Genomic DNA, 15,674 nt, shown 5'->3' with positions numbered 1-15,674 from the left:
ATCACGTGATGTTACAAATGATGGAGTTTATAGCACGCTGACCTTCAGGTATTTCTCTTCCATAAATATAACCATTAATATTTACAGATAAGGAGACCTTTTGATAAGGAAGCAAAATTTCAAAATGATTAAAAGAGAGCTCCTCACTATTTACAAGTTCTTGTTTATTAGGTTTAAGCCAAAACTCACCTGTTTCCCTTACTTTTTTTATCGAATGGTTATCAAGATATTTCCAGGAGATCTGATCTTCCTCTTCAACCAAGTGCTCCTTACTATAGCGACGGTTGTTTTGAGTAACCTTCCCAGACAAATTTGCTAATTCAGGTTTGTTAAATGATAGACAGATTAAAGGTTCATGTAAGGTTTGGTTGGTCAAGTTACGCACAATAAAATTCCCCCTAATGAGACAAGGCTCTTCAACCTCTTTTCCGGAATCTTTGGGAAATAATATAGAGTATGCAAAGTAGGCAAACAGATTTTCCATCCTACCAGAGGTTTTCTGCTGATGATCTACTTCATGCTGAAAGGACGTTGACTGATTGTTGACTGCTTTTTTTAGTCCTTTTAATTCCTCTTCTTGATTACTAATCTTATTCTTTTGTAGATGAATGATACGTTGAAATTTCTTAATTTCAGACCGGTAATGAAGTAGTTTCTGCTCCAACTGAATGCCGTGATTGTATGCAGAAGGTTCTTGTGATTGTTTGGACATAACTATTCCTCCTTCTAAACACTGTATAACCATATGTATGAAGTCAAGACGAAGAAAAGAAGAAAAACAGGAGCTGTTATTACAGCTCCTGGAAAATTAATCTTTATGTTTCTCTTTTTCTTTTTCTTTATGTTTCTCTTTCTCTTGGCCTAATGTTCCTGGGAACACAAGTGGGGAAACCGGTGGTCTATTTTGAGTTCTGCAGATTATATCTGAAATCGGAAACTCGTGACGAGGTTTCACATAGGAAGCTTCCACTTCTAAGCGAACGTCAGCTATTACATGAATATCTAAACAGAAAGTGATCGTAACATCCAATTGAGAAAATGCCTCATCACCAACTACATCTGCTTCAAAGTATCCAGAAGAAAGAAACGCGTTAACCGTTGTATCTTCTGGAGCATGTAAGTAGAAAGTTTGAACAGTTGCAAATTCAATTGGATTAGAGGTAGCAATGACATTTTCATTTACGTCAAAAATGTCAACTTCTAGTAAGCCTCTAGCTAAAATCTTCACTTTCTCGAGTGTTACATCGTCTCCATTTGGTAGTGTCACTTCAACACTAGGACGGTCTAATTGATTTGACACCTCCGAAGTATAAAGAGACTGTTCTAACACCCGTGCTTCAGTTGTGTACCCTGGATAGGCTTGAAGAAAGTTATAAAGATCGCTAGCCCCTGGTGATGGTCCAATAATACCTGGGAACAGGTTTGAAAGCTCTGGCTCTCTAAAGTTGAGAATAGGCAGATCAACCTGACGAGTCACCCAGTCATAAACCTTTGGTACGTTTATAACGACGTTGTGTTTCTTTGAGCTCATTACTTTACCTCCTTTTAGTTTACCCAGTTCAATCCATATTTTTGTGAAGCTGGGTGTTCAAACTACTGTATTGTATGAATCGAGTCTCAATTGGTGCAAAATGACCCAATTTATTTTTAAAACGGGCACATTTTTTCTGCTAACCAAAATGGTTTTCTGTCATATGTTATAGAAGAAAGGGAGTGTGTGTGATGATGAGACCTAATTTACAAGCGTATTATGCAAAGCCTGTTACATCATTAAAACGAGGAACAAAAAAGAAACAAACTCCAAAACCGTTTTCTTCATTCCCTAAGCCTCCACAACCCCAAAAACACTCAGTAAAATGTTGTGGAAGAAGTTAATAAGAAGAAAGCTAATAAGAAAGCTCACCTTTTGAGCTTTCTTATTTAATTTCAATTTTAATTAGGAAGTTTATAAATCTTGAGAGAATCGCCGTGCCTTACATTGGCCATGGTTCATATAACTAGACAGAAGTAATATGAGCCGATACAGGAGTGTGAGAATATTGATTCCATTTATTAATCTCGAACCTCAATTAAAGTTAATGAAAGAACAGGCTATGCGTGCGTTAAATAGAGTGTACGATAGTGGTCATTATATTCTTGGTAGCGAGGGCAATCAGTTTGAAGAAGAAGTAAAAAAATATCTCCAAATACCCTATGCAATTGGTGTAGGAAACGGGACGGATGCCTTAGTTTTAGCTCTACATGCGTTAGATATTGGACCTGGTGATGAGGTCATTACTACTCCTTTTACTTTCTTTGCAACAGCTGAGTCGATTTCTCGAGTTGGAGCAACACCAGTTTTTGTGGACATCGAACCTAAAACGTACAATATTGACCCAGCCAATATAAAAAAAGCCATAACAAAGAGAACTAAAGCGATTATGCCTGTTCATTTATTCGGCCACCCTGCACAAATGGATGTAATCATGGATATTGCAAAAGAACACACTTTATATGTAATCGAGGATGCATGTCAGGCTTTTGGAGCTTCTCTCAATAACCAGAAAGCCGGTACATTTGGAGATATTGCTTGTTTTTCTTTTTATCCTACTAAAAATCTCGGCACCTTAGGAGATGGCGGTCTAATCGTAACGAAGCATAAATCCATATCTGATCGTATCCGTCTGCTTAGACATCATGGCAGTACAAAAAAATATTTTCATAAAGAAGTTGGATATAATAGTAGATTGGATGAGCTTCAGGCTGCATTACTCCGAATTAGCTTAACGCATATTGATGCATTCAACCAAAATAGAAAAGACATTGCTGCTAGGTATAATCAAGAATTAGAAAAAATAAATGGCATTGGTGTTCCGACGAAGCAATTACATGCAGAGCATATTTACCATTTATATTCGTTAGACTTAAAAAACCGAGATGCTGTTCAAGCCATGTTAAACAAAGAGGATATCGCCTGTGGGGTTTATTATCCGCTACCTCTTCACCTGCAAGAAGTGTATGAAGATATGGGATATAAAGAAGGCACGTTTCCAATTGCTGAGGAAAAGTCTCGAACATTGCTAGCTATCCCTATGCACCCTTTCTTAACAAATAAGGAGCAGCAAACCATTATTAAAGTCATTCAGTCAGGTGGAGCGGGGATTACAATATGAAGATAGGAATAATTGGGTGTGGAAGGATAACTGTAAAGCATATAGATTCCCTTAACCAGATAGAAGAAATAGAAATAACAAGTTTGAGTGATTTATCGATTGAGCGAATGAAACAAGCAACTGAACAAATATCCTTTAATAAGAAGCCAACTCTATATATCGATTATCTCGATTTATTAAAAAGTGACTGTGATCTTGTTTTGGTCGCGACCACATCCGGAAGTCATGCAGATATTACAGAAGCAGCACTTCTAGCTGGAAAACATGTACTTGTTGAAAAACCACTAGCCCTCTCGCTAGCTGAATCAAAAAAATTAATTAAGCTAGCGAACGATAGCGATAAAAAGCTTTTTATCTGCCATCAACTTCGTTTTAGATTAATCCTAAAAGAGATAAAAGCCTTAATTGATTCAGGAAAATTAGGGACCATTCATTTAGGCACTGCATCTATGGCTCTGCAGCGACCCTCTGAGTATTATAAGGCCGCACCTTGGCGTGGGACATGGGATCAAGACGGTGGGATGCTTATTAATCAAGGCATTCACCTGGTTGATTTGCTTTTGTGGTATATGGGTGAATTAAGTGAGGTAACGGGGCAGTTAAAGAAGCTGAATAAGCATAAAGAGACAGAAGATATTGCTTTAGGGCTGCTACGCTTTAAAAATGGCTCTACGGGTATCATTGAAGCCAATGCAGTCACTTGGCCAAAAAATCATGGATACTGTATAAAGCTCATTGCAGATCATGGGACCATTATTCTTGAAGGACGTAATTTTGATCTATTAACGAGAGCCACCATTAAAGGAGAGCCATGGAGTGGAAAAGATGTGGGAGCTTGGTTAGAGAAAAAAGATGAGCAGGAACAAATGTATAAAGAAGTATTAAAAAGTATGCAAGGGAAACAAAACAATGCGGTGACTGCACAAGAGGCAGAGGGTGCTTTGGAAGCAATCTTTGCGCTATATCAATCCCACAAACAAGGACATTCGACTGTTTTACCATTGTCTTCCTTTGCTACTTCGGATATGAAGGGAGTGTTGTAGAATTGCCATTATTTAAACATGTGCTAGTAACAGGAGGAGCTGGGTTTATTGGCTCTCAGCTTGTTCGTGCTCTTTTAAAAAAAAGTGAACACATTACAATCGTAGATGATTTAACGACCGGAAACCGAGACGAAATCAGTGATTCTCCAAACATTACGTTTATTGAAGACAGTATTCTAAATGAAAAATTACTTGAAGATATTTTGCCAGATATTGATGTAGTCTTTCACATAGCTTGCCGTAATTTAGTTTTATCTGTAACGGATATGCATGAGGACTTTGAGGTGAATTTGAGAGGAGCGTATACATTATTAGATCAGATTAGGAAACATGGAAAGCAAATTAAAAGATTCGTATATACGTCCACGGCCTCTGTCTATGGAGATGCAACCATTTTACCTACTCCACTCAAAGAAATTAACATCCGAATGCCATATGCGGCGAGTAAATATGGTGCAGAACAATACGCTCACGTATTTTATCATTTGCATCAAATTCCTGTTACGATTTTGAGACTCTCTAATGTCTATGGACCTGGTCAGGTAGCTACTAACCCTTATTGTGGCGTTGTAGCCAAATTCTTTGAAGCAAGGCATGCAGGTCTTCCTATGACTATATTCGGCGACGGAAGTCAAACTCGAGATTTTACATTTATTGATGACACGATTGAGGCTATACTGTTAGCTGCTCAAAAGAAAGAAGCAATTGGAGAAATATTTAATGTAGCAACAGGAGAGGAAACCAGTATATTAGAATTAGCCGTAGAGGTAGCTACTGTTTTTGGGGATAAAGAACCAAATCATTTGTTTTCAACAAAACGAACTGTGGATACAATCAACAGAAGGTGTTTAGCCATCGAGAAATCCAAACAACTTCTATTATGGGAACCTAAAGTCAAGCTAGCTGACGGTATTCAAAGAACATACACCTGGATAATCGGTGATAAAGAATGAAAATATTTCAAGGAATTACAGAAATAGCAGGACAAATGGGGATTATGGCAGGAGAACTAAAGAAATTAGGCCACGAAGTAAACTGTTATAATTCATTCCAATCATATTTAGGCTACAAGAATCATTTGCAGTACATGACACGAGAGAATATTGGTGAAATAGCGGAGGAATTAATTAATGATCACGAGGTTTTTCATTTTCATTATGCTCAAACATTGAGAAATGATTTTAGTGATCTTAATTACTTAAAAGGCTCTGGAAAACGAGCAGTTATGCACCATTGGGGAAACGATGTTAGGTTTCATGAACAAGCAAAAGAACGTAACCCATATGCATATACAGGGGATTCTCCCCCAAATCAAAAAATGGATGATCGATTAAAGCAAATTAGTTCTGTAATTGAGGACGCTATCGTTCAAGATTACGAAGTGTACGACTATGTGAAGGACTATTATAAAAGGGTACATGTCGTACCGATAGCGATTGATTTATCTGAAATTCATTATGAAGATTGTACACCTAATGATCCGCCTCTTCTTGTTCATGCGCCGACCAACCCATTTTTTAAAGGAACCATTCATGTAGAGAGAGCGATTAAGAGGCTAAAAGATACACATTCTTTCCGATATCGGCGTATTGAAAAAATGAATCATGATGAAGCATTAAAGCTGTATAAGGAAGCAGATATTGTCTTGGATCAAATTCTGTGTGGTTCATATGGGCTATTATCTGTCGAATCAATGTCCCTTGGAAAGCCAGTGGTGACATATGTAAGAGAAGATTTAATGAATAAATTTCCTGAGGAGCCCCCCATTATCAATGCTAACCCAAGTACTGTATATTCAGTTATCAAAGCTTTACTTGACAATCCGAAAAGTTGGAAGGAAATTGGCTTGAATGGGCGTAAATATTCGGAAGCTTATCATAATAGTAAAGTAGTCACAGAACAAATTCTTACTATTTATAATGAGCTGCCTAAGCTATAAGGAAAAGGAAGTCATAAATAAACCAAACCAATCTCATTTGAGTTCGGTTTGGTTTATTTATTGAAAAATGAAGGTAAATTGTTTTGTTAATATGTTCGACCAGGGTAGCTTTGTTCTACATATTGTTTTTTCATAAAATGTCGAATCTGCTGATACTCAGCTGGTGAATTCTCAGCAAATTCTTTAAACGTTAGATTATAAAAAGAGAATACTAAGAAATGATTATTTATATAGTTATTGCGACTTGGTAATCCAAAATTTAAAAAATCATAAACATGATATGGACTGAATGTCCAGCCTTTTCCAATATTTAATTGTAAGCCGCAACCAAATACATTTGAAAACATACAGGCGTGGTTAATCCATTCTGTTCCCATCATTGTGTTACCATAATAATTTGTATTCACCGCAGTAACATCAAATTTAAGATGATCTCCTTTCCAGGGTTTCATTGCTCCATATCCCCCGTAATTCGGAAGCCACATGGTTTTAAAACCATCTAAATGAATAATCGCGTTAATCTCTTGAATAAGATCTTCATCACTTTCACTTAAAACTTCCTTTATCCAAAAGAACCCTTGTAGTTTTAAGTTCGTTAAGCTCGCGTCGTTCCAATGTTGTATTGCCTTATTATACCACCACGTTAATGCTTGTAATCGATCTTCTTTATTATTAAAGATCAACGTATGCTCAGAGTTCACTGTTCCAAAAGGATTCTCACTGATAAGTGGATAAGGGAGACCAATCCAAATATCTAGTTCTTTTGAGGCTAAACTGTTTAATGCATGTAAATTAGCATCCTGTTCAAATAGCAGATCTAAATAATCTCTCCAGTCGTCTTTGTTAGCAGGTGTCCCAAAGCCACTGTATAAAGGGTGCATAAAGGAACCTTCTCGAGGAGAGATCGGATTAAAAATAAAACCTTCAAAATAAGTTTCCCCAGTGGAATGCCCGTTTAAAGAATACTGAACAGCCGGCTCTAATTCCTTGGCAGACCATGCTCGAATATTGTTTTCATCAAAGCCTCCTATGTTAATAATAGCTAAATGGTTTTTAATGTTTAAGCTTTCTCCTTTTAAAAGTCCTCTCATCAAATTTTCCACCTTCCTTGGGTACTCTTAAAGCTTATGCCATCATTAGCACAAAAATGATTTTAAGAAATGTATAAGTACTATTAACGTAAGTCACTTGAGTTGAATAGACATAGATAAGGAATTAGGCGAAGGGACGGAGGAATAAAATGAAGGTTATTCACATCCCAACAGAAATATCCGGGCAAATGGGTATGATGTGTGAAGCGTTAAAAAATGAAGGTCATCAAGTAAATGGGTATAATTGGTTTCACTCGTACCTAAATTATAAAAATCATATTATCCCTACAGATGCTTATGAACTGTATAAACACATAATTCCGCTCATGAATTTTGCAGACGTTTATCATTTTCATAATGGGAATACATTTACAGTGAATGGGGAGGAGTTACCTTACCTAACTGGTAATGGAAAAAAGCTCGTGATGCATCATTGGGGAAATGACGTCCGCACGGTGAAGATGGTTAATCAATTGAATCCTTATCCATTACCCCCAAGCTATAATTCAGATGAATCCATTCACGAAAAGCTTAAGTATTTATCCAAATATATTGATACCGCCATTGTACAAGATTATGAAATGGTTCCATATGTAAAAGATTATTATGCGCGAGTACATGTTGTTCCACTAATTTGCTTAGCCGACCGGTTCGAGGTGTCCTATCCTGCTCACGATAGAGTAAAACCAATTATCGTTCATGCCCCAACTAATCAAGCTTTTAAAGGGACAAAGCATGTCCATGAAGCAATAGAGGTCCTTGAACAACAAGGATATCAATTTGAATACAAAAAAATTGAAAATGTCAGTCATGATCAGGCATTAGAAATGTATAAAGAAGCAGACATCATTATTGATCAGCTTCTTTGCGGAACCTACGGAGTGTTAAGTGTTGAGGCCATGGCGCTTGGTAAGGTGGTTATTGCAAATATTCGTGAGGACGTGCGCTCTCATCTACCAAATCATTTCCCTATTGTTTCAGGTAAGCCTGAGACACTAGTGGAGGTACTTAAGCCATATATTGAGAATGCACAATTACGCTATGAAACAGGGAAACAATCAAGAGCTTTTGTTGAAACATTTCATAATGCTGAATTAATTGCCAAAAGCTTAGAACAGATTTATAAGACAGTTTAATGGAGGTGATGAGGTGAAAATTTGCCATGCTCCAATGGAAATTGCAGGTCAGGTAGGGCTAATTAATAAAAAACTTCGTGAGGAAGGTATGATCTCAGCTGCCTTCAATTATTTTCAAACTAGTTTTAATTACCCTGGAACATATCCCACTGACTCGTATGATATGCAAAAGGTTTCTCTAGCAGCGATACCATTTTTTGATATCTTTCATTTCCATAATAGTGGTACGTTTATTGGAGACTTCCGTGATCTAGAATGGATTAAGAAGAGTGGAGCGAAGGTGATTATGCATCATAGAGGCACCGATGTGCGTAAAAGAACAAGCGCAAAAATAGGAAATGACTATGAAAATCCGTTTGTAAATGCAGAATCATCGTTACCTGATGATATGATTCACAAAAACTTAGAGACATTCTCGTTGTTTGTTGATGCAGTGATCGTTCAAGATTTTGAACTATACAAATATGTTAAACCTTATTATGAGTCTAATGGTGTGCCTATATATGTACTACCAAGACTATGTAATGTAGAAGAATATAAGCCGTTGTACCCGGATTTTTCTAATAATCGACCACTTATTGTTCATGCCCCAACCCAAAGAGATTTCAAAGGCACAGACGTCATTGAATCAGCTATTACAGAGTTGAAGGATACATTATCTTTTAACTTTCAACTCATCGAAAACACTAATCATAAAGAGGCTTTACTTCTTTATCAAAAGGCAGATATCATTATTGATCAAATTCTTTGTGGGATGTATGGAAATTTAAGTGTGGAAGCTATGGCTTTAGGAAAGCCAGTTATTGCTTATATTCGCCCGGATCTTGTGAGCACATTACCCGCAGAACTACCTATTCAATCAGCAAACCCTGACACATTTAAAGACGTCTTGAGCGACCTCATTATTGATTCAAATAGAAGACATCAGCTTGGGAAAGAGGGACGTAGGTATGTTGAAATGCATCATAATGCGAATACCATTATAAAATCGTTAAAAACGATTTATCAATCTGTGTTAAAAGGGGAAAAAGACTGATGACGATCCATTCAAGTGTTATTTTAGGCACAGATGTTGAAGTTGGAGAATATGCTGTTATCGAGATGGGCGTTCGTCTAGGCGATAGAGTTCGTGTTGGCTCGCATGTAGTGATTAAAGAAGGTACTGTCATAGGTAATGATGTTGAAATTGGAGACCATGTTATTCTTGGCAAACGACCCGGTTCTAATAAAAAGATGGCTAGAAAACCTTCAAATGATTTAGGTCCGTTAACGATTGATAGTGAGGTAACAATTGGAAGTCATGTGACTCTCTACACAGGATTATCTGTTGCTGAAGGGGTCTTCATCGGTGATCATGTAAGTATCCGTGAGCAAGTATTTATTGATAAGTTAACGATTATTGGTCGTCATGCCATGATTGAACCCAATACTCGTATAGGAAAAGGCGTTACCATTCAAACAGGTTGTTATGTTACAGCTGACACGACAGTAGAAGATTCTGTGTTTATTGGCCCTTGTTGCTCGATGTCTAATGATAAATATATGGCAAGTGGAAAAGGAACTCATACTGGACCCTATATAAAACAAAATGCAAAGATAGGTAACCATGCCACGTTATTACCAGCGATCACTATCGGAGAAAATGCAATTATTGGTGCAGGTGCAGTTGTAACAAAAGATGTACCAGATGGGGTAATTTCATACGGAAATCCATCTAAAGCAAAGACATAAAAGAAGTAGGCTAACTCATTATTTATAGCCCATCTTTCCACACATTTGGTTAATCGGTTTAACGAATAGACAATCTGCCACATATCAATAGTTAGATTGATATTCTAATTGTTGAAAGAAGGGCTGCGGGAATGGCATTTACGGTCGCTGTCATTGGGCTTGGCTATGTTGGGCTGCCATTGGCAACATTATTTCATGAAAATGACTTTAATGTAATTGGAATTGATGTGGATTTAAACAAAATGGAGAGTTTAAAAAAGGGGATTTCCTACTTATCTGATATCACTGATGCGGACATTCTACAGCTTACATCCTCTGAAAAATTTAGTTACTCAGATTCTTTTCAGGCCTTAGTAGGTGCAGATGCTATAGTGCTTTGTGTACCTACACCATTAAGAAATCATCAATATCCAGATCTAAGTTATTTAGAGTCAGCAGTAAAAGGAATGCTTCCACATCTTCAGAGAGATCAGCTAATTGTATTAGAAAGCTCAACATTTCCTGGTACCACTGAAGAAGTATTAGTACCATTAGTCGAATCTTCTGGTTTTATCGTTGGGAAGGATATTTTTCTTGGTTATTCTCCAGAACGTATTGATCCAGGAAACAAAGATTACTCGTTAGAGAATATTCCAAAAGTAATTAGTGGCGTTACAAAAAAATGTCTACAAAAAACAGAATTAATTTATTCAAAGGCTTTTAGAAAGTTAGTCCCAGTAGGAAGTCCTCGCAGCGCAGAAATGACGAAAATCCTAGAGAATACACAACGTTTGATAAACATTTCATTTATAAATGAAATGAGTCAATTATGTCATCAGTTAGATATTGACATTTGGGAGGTCATTCAAGCAGCTTCTACTAAACCCTATGGCTTTACTCCATATTTCCCCGGACCAGGTATTGGTGGCCATTGTATACCTGTAGATCCACTTTATTTAAAATGGAAAGCAAATTTATTAAGCTTAGAGACTCCCTTTATTGATTTAGCAAAAAAAGTAAATGACAATCAACCTAATTATATTATCTCTCGAACGACGTCAATCTTAAAGGATAAGGAACATCCGAATATTTTATTGGTGGGATTGACCTATAAAAAAGATGTTAATGATGTGAGGGAATCCGTGTCTATTCCGATATTTGAAAAAATGATTGAAAAAGGTTGGGATGTTCAATACACAGATCCTTTCATTAAAGAGTACGTTGTGAAAGGAAAAAAATATCAATCCATTAATATGACTGAAGAGAAGATATCTGAATTTGATGTGATATTAATTTTAACTGATCATAGCATGATGAATTATGATGATCTCATCCAGCATTCCAAACAAATATTAGATACTCGGAATTGTATAAAAGAGACTTATAAAAATGTCATACGATTATAAAGAGGTGAGAGTGTGAATCTTCTGGTTACCGGTGGTGCTGGTTTTATAGGTTCCCACCTATGTGATGCATTGCTAAATGAGGGACACAATGTCTCCGTGCTTGACAATTTCTCTAATGGGCATTATGTAAATATTGACCATTTACAAGAGCATGAGAAATTTCAATTAATTGAAGGAGATAGTTCGCACCACAATACCGTAGATCCACTCATTGCTGAAGCGGATGCTGTATTTCATTTTTCAGCCGTACTTGGCGTCAAAAATTGTGTGGATCACCCCTTAAAGGTAATACAAGGAAATCTAGAAAGTACAACAGTAGTATTAGCGTCTGCCGCAAAGCATCAAAAAAAAGTTATCTTTTCATCTAGTTCAGAGGTTTATGGTAAAAGTAAAGAAAGCCCGTTCAAAGAGAATGGTAATCGACTTTTGGGATCTAGTGATATTCACCGTTGGTGCTACGCAACAACTAAATCATTAGAAGAACATATGTGCCTAGCTTATGGAAAGGAAGGCCTTCCTGTTACCATTCTTAGGTATTTTAATGCTTACGGTCCTCGTGCTACAGATACCATGTATGGCGGGGTGGTACCAATTTTTGTGAAGGCTGCTCTACAAAATAGACCTTTATATGTTCATGGGGATGGGAGCCAAAGTCGTTGTTTTACGTATGTCAAAGATACAGTTAAGGCAACGGCTCTTGTCCTTTCAAATAATACCGATCAAGAAATTATTAATATTGGAACTAATCATTCCATTACTATTCTTGAGTTAGCTAACATCATTAAAGAAGAAGCGCAATCCTCCTCTGAGATAATTACTATTTCATATGATAAGGTCTATGGAAAAGGCTTTGAGGACATGAGGGAGAGGGTCCCTGATGTGAACAAAGCCAGAACTTTACTTGGGTACGTGCCAGATACAGATTTGCAAAAAGGTATAGCAGAAACAATTAGATTTTATAGGGATTAACGTTCTTTTTTATTCTTAACTGAGCGAAGGAACCATTCAGGGTTTTTTTGAGTAGGTTGATTTGATTCAGTTGTGATCATTTGATCATAAATAGGTTTTGAATCAATTTCTTTTGAATAATCTTTAGTTTCTTCTATAGGTGTCGCATGCTTAATGGCAGATAGCTTTTCTGCCATTTCTTTTTCTTTATGAAGCAGCTCTTTAAGCTCTTCTTCAATTTGGTGTAATTGAGTACGTGTAGCTATAAGCTCGGCTTCAAACTGCTCTTTTTCTTTTGCCCACTGCTTTTCTTTTAATTTTAATTCGTCAATCATATTGTAATAGTAATCATTTTGGTATTTTTTAACTTGAGATTTGTACTTATTTAGCTCAGATTGAGTATAAATTAAACGTTGATGTAATTGAACTGGAGTTAATTTAGTCCTAAAAGATGACGACTGATTTTCCATTCTCCTCACCCTTTACTATTTGATTATTACTGTGTATATGTCCCAATTGTCCATAACATGCAACTGATCTTTCAAAATGGAGGTATTTTATCTCATGAGAAATCATCATGTAACCTATAGAGTGATAAAAGATAAGGAAACGTATTTAAAAAAAATGAACGCTTCACGACATTCAACCCAGAATGGTGTCAGCTATTTGAAAACTTTATTGCGAAATAAAAATAACACTCTTCATGTTATAATCCCTGCGATGAATGAAGCTGATACAATTTCAGGAGTATTAGATGAAGTAAATCGTCTTGACCCTGATAAAGTAATTGTAGTTGTTAATGGATCAACTGATCAAACCGCACGAATAGCTAGAAATAAAGGGGCAAGTGTTATTTATTATTCCGAACCACTTGGAAATGACCTGGGTAGAGCAATTGGCGCTATGGATTCGGATGCAGATATTTACTTATTTACTGATGCGGACATTGTTATAAAGGCAGAAGATCTACTACCGTTTGTTCATGACATCGAGAATGGAACGGATGTAAGTATTAACTCGGTGGACAATGTGACAAAAGTTAAGGGTGCAGACATGATTTCATTTGCCCGCTACTATCTCAATTTTATTCAACAAAAACCTGAGTTACGTGCTGAGAATATATTAACTATTCCACATGCATTTAGTAAAAAAGGACTAGACATTATTCATAAAGCAACTTTGACTAACCCTATGCTCGCGAATGCAGTAGCAGCTGATAAAGGGCTTAATATTTCTGTACCTCATTCAATTGATGTCTTATCTATTAATAAAATTCGTCCTAATCATCTTTTGAAGGAAGGAGAAGTTATGTCTGGGGCTATGCAGCGAATGCATGGGGATATGGTTGAGGCTCTTGATTACCTTACTTCTACTCATGGTGCTAGTTTACATTACCCTCCTTTGACAAATTATCAAGCGATTTCAGATAGGTTAAGGTTGAATTGGCAAGCGGTCTCAAAGGTTAAGAGTACTACAATCGTATTGGCCATACCTGAACAGTCCAATGTGCTAAATGACTTATGTATTTTATGTAAATCCTTAGATGCTGAGATTATTCCTGTTTTAAGTAAAACAAATTCAAGAGCGATGTCAATCTTACAAGGTTATAACCTCCCATATATCTTATTACATGAAGAGAAAGCTCTGTATACGTATTTTGATATTGGAGGTCAGTTGGCACAAGGAGATGTAATATTCTTTCATTCGGCAGACATCTTGTTAAATGAAGCGCAAATAAACACTTTCATTCATGATGTTGCACATAATAATTATGATATATCTCTAAATAATCAATTGGCAGAGGTTAAAGAGATAGAGAATATGAACATTATACACATAGGAAATCGTTTATTAACAGCTAGCATAAGAAGCCATAATTATGACTTAGATATTTCGTCATTGTTAGTTCCACCATTTGCTTTAAAGCGCACAGTGTTGGCTAAGTTATCTCCTATTACTATGCAACATTTAGGAAGAGCCTATGTAAAATCGCTAGAGCAGGGTTTAAAAGTTTCGAAAGCGACGTTCATTGATAGTTCAACTTTTCTTCGTACTTATGAATCTCAAATTCTTTCACATCAGTTGGATGGAATATATTATCTCCTCAAAAAGTATGGACCAAGAGCATGTTTTACAGATGGGTACCGTTTACGTAAAATTATTCATAATGATGTAAATGTTATTAAGAATACAGATCAACTGTATTTTAATGACATTAATGAGTCTTTTTCAATGTTATCAGAACTACCTCTTGAAGTATTAATAGTGAGTTAAAATGTGACGCGCTGTGTCGACAATTAACTATTTTTAATGATTGTAGGCAAACAAGGAAGCCACCTTTTCTAAAATTCATACTATAGATAAGCTCCTGATTTTATTGAAAGGAAAGGGAGGTTATATATTGGTTATTAACCGAATTGTTAATAGTGGATTTGAAACAGGTGTTCTAACTCCTTGGACCACTGTAAATGGTTCTATTACATCTATTTACAGTCATACTGGCTTCTTTTCAGTACAGCTTCCAGGAGTTACTGGAGCAAGTCTTTCTCAGAGTGTTGTAGTTACTGAGGGGGAGAGTTTTGAAGTATTAGTCTCACTTGCTAAAACAAGCGCGTTGCCATCACCACAAGTAACTTTAACTGTTGAGTTCTTTGATGGAGGTGGTGTTTCTCTAGGAACAGGACTTTTGGTAGATGTTACATCTGATGGTCTACCCGAAGTAACCGCGTCGACTTGGCTTTCAGTTTATCAAACTACAGAGTCAGCGCCTTTAAGTACTGTATCTGCGACAATAACCATCGAAGTTCTACCATCAGCTGGAGCAGCGGATATTATAGTAGATGATGTGGCTATGGTTACTACTGAATTTTTATTTGTTCCGAGTGGACCAACTGGACCAACCGGACCAACCGGAGAACCAGGACCAACTGGACCAACCGGAGAACCAGGACCGACAGGAGCCACGGGAGCGACCGGAGAACCAGGACCGACAGGAGCCACGGGACCAACCGGAGAACCAGGACCGACAGGAGCCACGGGAGCGACCGGAGAACCAGGACCGACAGGAGCCACGGGAGCGACCGGAGAGCCAGGGCCAACGGGAGCCACGGGAGCGACCGGAGAGCCAGGGCCAACGGGAGCCACGGGAGCGACCGGAGAGCCAGGGCCAACGGGAGCCACGGGAGCGACCGGAGAGCCAGGGCCAACGGGAGCCACGGGAGCGACCGGAGAGCCAGGGCCAACGGGAGC

The 15,674-nt window shown here is 37.4% G+C and carries 15 protein-coding genes; 11 read left to right on the top strand and 4 right to left on the bottom strand.

All coding sequences use genetic code 11. From position 1 onward, the window contains the following. Position 1: 1 nt before the first annotated feature. A complete protein-coding gene (locus FN960_RS12025; RefSeq protein WP_143848983.1) occupies positions 2–712 on the bottom strand; it encodes a hypothetical protein in 711 nt (236 codons plus the stop codon). Between the two features lie 96 nt (positions 713–808). Then, positions 809–1,531, bottom strand: a complete 723-nt coding sequence (locus FN960_RS12020) for a BMQ_0737 family morphogenetic spore coat protein (protein WP_143848982.1) — start codon at positions 1,529–1,531, stop codon at positions 809–811. A 499-nt stretch (positions 1,532–2,030) separates the two neighbouring features. Between FN960_RS12020 and FN960_RS12015 the strand changes: the two genes are divergently transcribed. From FN960_RS12015 to FN960_RS12000, 4 genes are read left to right on the top strand one after another with little or no spacing between them, the layout of a single operon-like run. Then, positions 2,031–3,152, top strand: a complete 1,122-nt coding sequence (locus FN960_RS12015) for a DegT/DnrJ/EryC1/StrS family aminotransferase (RefSeq protein ID WP_306461617.1) — start codon at positions 2,031–2,033, stop codon at positions 3,150–3,152. Beyond that, positions 3,149–4,195 carry a Gfo/Idh/MocA family protein gene (locus FN960_RS12010; protein ID WP_143848980.1) on the top strand — a complete coding sequence of 349 codons (1,047 nt, stop codon included), beginning with the start codon at positions 3,149–3,151 and terminating at the stop codon, positions 4,193–4,195. The genes FN960_RS12015 and FN960_RS12010 overlap by 4 nt, the downstream gene beginning before the upstream one ends. A 2-nt stretch (positions 4,196–4,197) precedes the next feature. Further along, the gene (locus tag FN960_RS12005; protein ID WP_143848979.1) at positions 4,198–5,148 is read left to right on the top strand and encodes an NAD-dependent epimerase/dehydratase family protein; all 951 of its coding nucleotides are present in this window, start codon (positions 4,198–4,200) and stop codon (positions 5,146–5,148) included. After that, positions 5,145–6,134, top strand: coding sequence for a glycosyltransferase family protein (locus tag FN960_RS12000; protein ID WP_143848978.1), 990 nt, complete (start codon positions 5,145–5,147; stop codon positions 6,132–6,134). The genes FN960_RS12005 and FN960_RS12000 overlap by 4 nt, the downstream gene beginning before the upstream one ends. An 86-nt stretch (positions 6,135–6,220) precedes the next feature. Here FN960_RS12000 and FN960_RS11995 read toward each other — a convergent pair whose 3' ends face one another. Next, positions 6,221–7,225, bottom strand: coding sequence for a DUF4855 domain-containing protein (locus FN960_RS11995; protein ID WP_143848977.1), 1,005 nt, complete (start codon positions 7,223–7,225; stop codon positions 6,221–6,223). Between the two features lie 149 nt (positions 7,226–7,374). Here FN960_RS11995 and FN960_RS11990 point away from each other — a divergent pair, with 149 nt between their 5' ends. The 5 genes from FN960_RS11990 to FN960_RS11970 all read left to right on the top strand — a co-directional run bounded on the left by FN960_RS11990 (position 7,375) and on the right by FN960_RS11970 (position 12,446). Next, positions 7,375–8,361, top strand: coding sequence for a glycosyltransferase (locus FN960_RS11990; protein ID WP_143848976.1), 987 nt, complete (start codon positions 7,375–7,377; stop codon positions 8,359–8,361). A 13-nt stretch (positions 8,362–8,374) separates the two neighbouring features. Further along, on the top strand, positions 8,375–9,397 hold the full coding sequence (locus FN960_RS11985) for a glycosyltransferase (RefSeq protein ID WP_143848975.1): 1,023 nt from the start codon (positions 8,375–8,377) through the stop codon (positions 9,395–9,397). Further along, on the top strand, positions 9,397–10,092 hold the full coding sequence (locus FN960_RS11980; RefSeq protein ID WP_143848974.1) for an N-acetyltransferase: 696 nt from the start codon (positions 9,397–9,399) through the stop codon (positions 10,090–10,092). The genes FN960_RS11985 and FN960_RS11980 overlap by 1 nt, the downstream gene beginning before the upstream one ends. Positions 10,093–10,223: 131 nt before the next feature. Next, positions 10,224–11,477 (top strand): nucleotide sugar dehydrogenase, encoded by a 1,254-nt coding sequence (locus FN960_RS11975; RefSeq protein ID WP_143848973.1) that lies wholly within the window; start codon positions 10,224–10,226, stop codon positions 11,475–11,477. Positions 11,478–11,489: 12 nt separating this feature from the next. After that, positions 11,490–12,446: a GDP-mannose 4,6-dehydratase gene (locus FN960_RS11970; RefSeq protein WP_143848972.1), complete on the top strand. Its 957-nt coding sequence runs from the start codon at positions 11,490–11,492 to the stop codon at positions 12,444–12,446. Here the strand turns inward: FN960_RS11970 and FN960_RS11965 are convergent. Next, positions 12,443–12,895, bottom strand: coding sequence for a hypothetical protein (locus FN960_RS11965; protein ID WP_143848971.1), 453 nt, complete (start codon positions 12,893–12,895; stop codon positions 12,443–12,445). The genes FN960_RS11970 and FN960_RS11965 overlap by 4 nt on opposite strands. A gap of 94 nt (positions 12,896–12,989) precedes the next feature. Here FN960_RS11965 and FN960_RS11960 point away from each other — a divergent pair, with 94 nt between their 5' ends. Both FN960_RS11960 and FN960_RS11955 read left to right on the top strand, forming a co-directional pair. Continuing rightward, a complete protein-coding gene (locus FN960_RS11960) occupies positions 12,990–14,699 on the top strand; it encodes a glycosyltransferase (protein ID WP_185971015.1) in 1,710 nt (569 codons plus the stop codon). Positions 14,700–14,826: 127 nt separating this feature from the next. After that, a partial coding sequence (locus tag FN960_RS11955) for an NTTRR-F1 domain (RefSeq protein ID WP_143848969.1) occupies positions 14,827–15,674 on the top strand: 848 nt, incomplete at its 3' end.

It is taken from the genome of Alkalicoccobacillus porphyridii, assembly GCF_007293315.1.
Taxonomy (GTDB): domain Bacteria; phylum Bacillota; class Bacilli; order Bacillales; family Bacillaceae_D; genus Alkalicoccobacillus; species Alkalicoccobacillus porphyridii.
This window is presented reverse-complemented; position numbering and strand designations above follow the sequence as displayed.

Bases quoted from the DNA above. Each gene is read 5' to 3' on its own strand.
- FN960_RS12025 (WP_143848983.1), bottom strand. From the start codon at position 712: ATGTCCAAACAATCACAAGAACCTTCTGCATACAATCACGGCATTCAG.
- FN960_RS12020 (WP_143848982.1), bottom strand. From the start codon at position 1,531: ATGAGCTCAAAGAAACACAACGTCGTTATAAACGTACCAAAGGTTTAT.
- FN960_RS12010 (WP_143848980.1), top strand. From the start codon at position 3,149: ATGAAGATAGGAATAATTGGGTGTGGAAGGATAACTGTAAAGCATATA.
- FN960_RS12000 (WP_143848978.1), top strand. From the start codon at position 5,145: ATGAAAATATTTCAAGGAATTACAGAAATAGCAGGACAAATGGGGATT.
- FN960_RS11995 (WP_143848977.1), bottom strand. From the start codon at position 7,225: ATGAGAGGACTTTTAAAAGGAGAAAGCTTAAACATTAAAAACCATTTA.
- FN960_RS11990 (WP_143848976.1), top strand. From the start codon at position 7,375: ATGAAGGTTATTCACATCCCAACAGAAATATCCGGGCAAATGGGTATG.
- FN960_RS11980 (WP_143848974.1), top strand. From the start codon at position 9,397: ATGACGATCCATTCAAGTGTTATTTTAGGCACAGATGTTGAAGTTGGA.
- FN960_RS11975 (WP_143848973.1), top strand. From the start codon at position 10,224: ATGGCATTTACGGTCGCTGTCATTGGGCTTGGCTATGTTGGGCTGCCA.
- FN960_RS11965 (WP_143848971.1), bottom strand. From the start codon at position 12,895: ATGGAAAATCAGTCGTCATCTTTTAGGACTAAATTAACTCCAGTTCAA.
- FN960_RS11960 (WP_185971015.1), top strand. From the start codon at position 12,990: ATGAGAAATCATCATGTAACCTATAGAGTGATAAAAGATAAGGAAACG.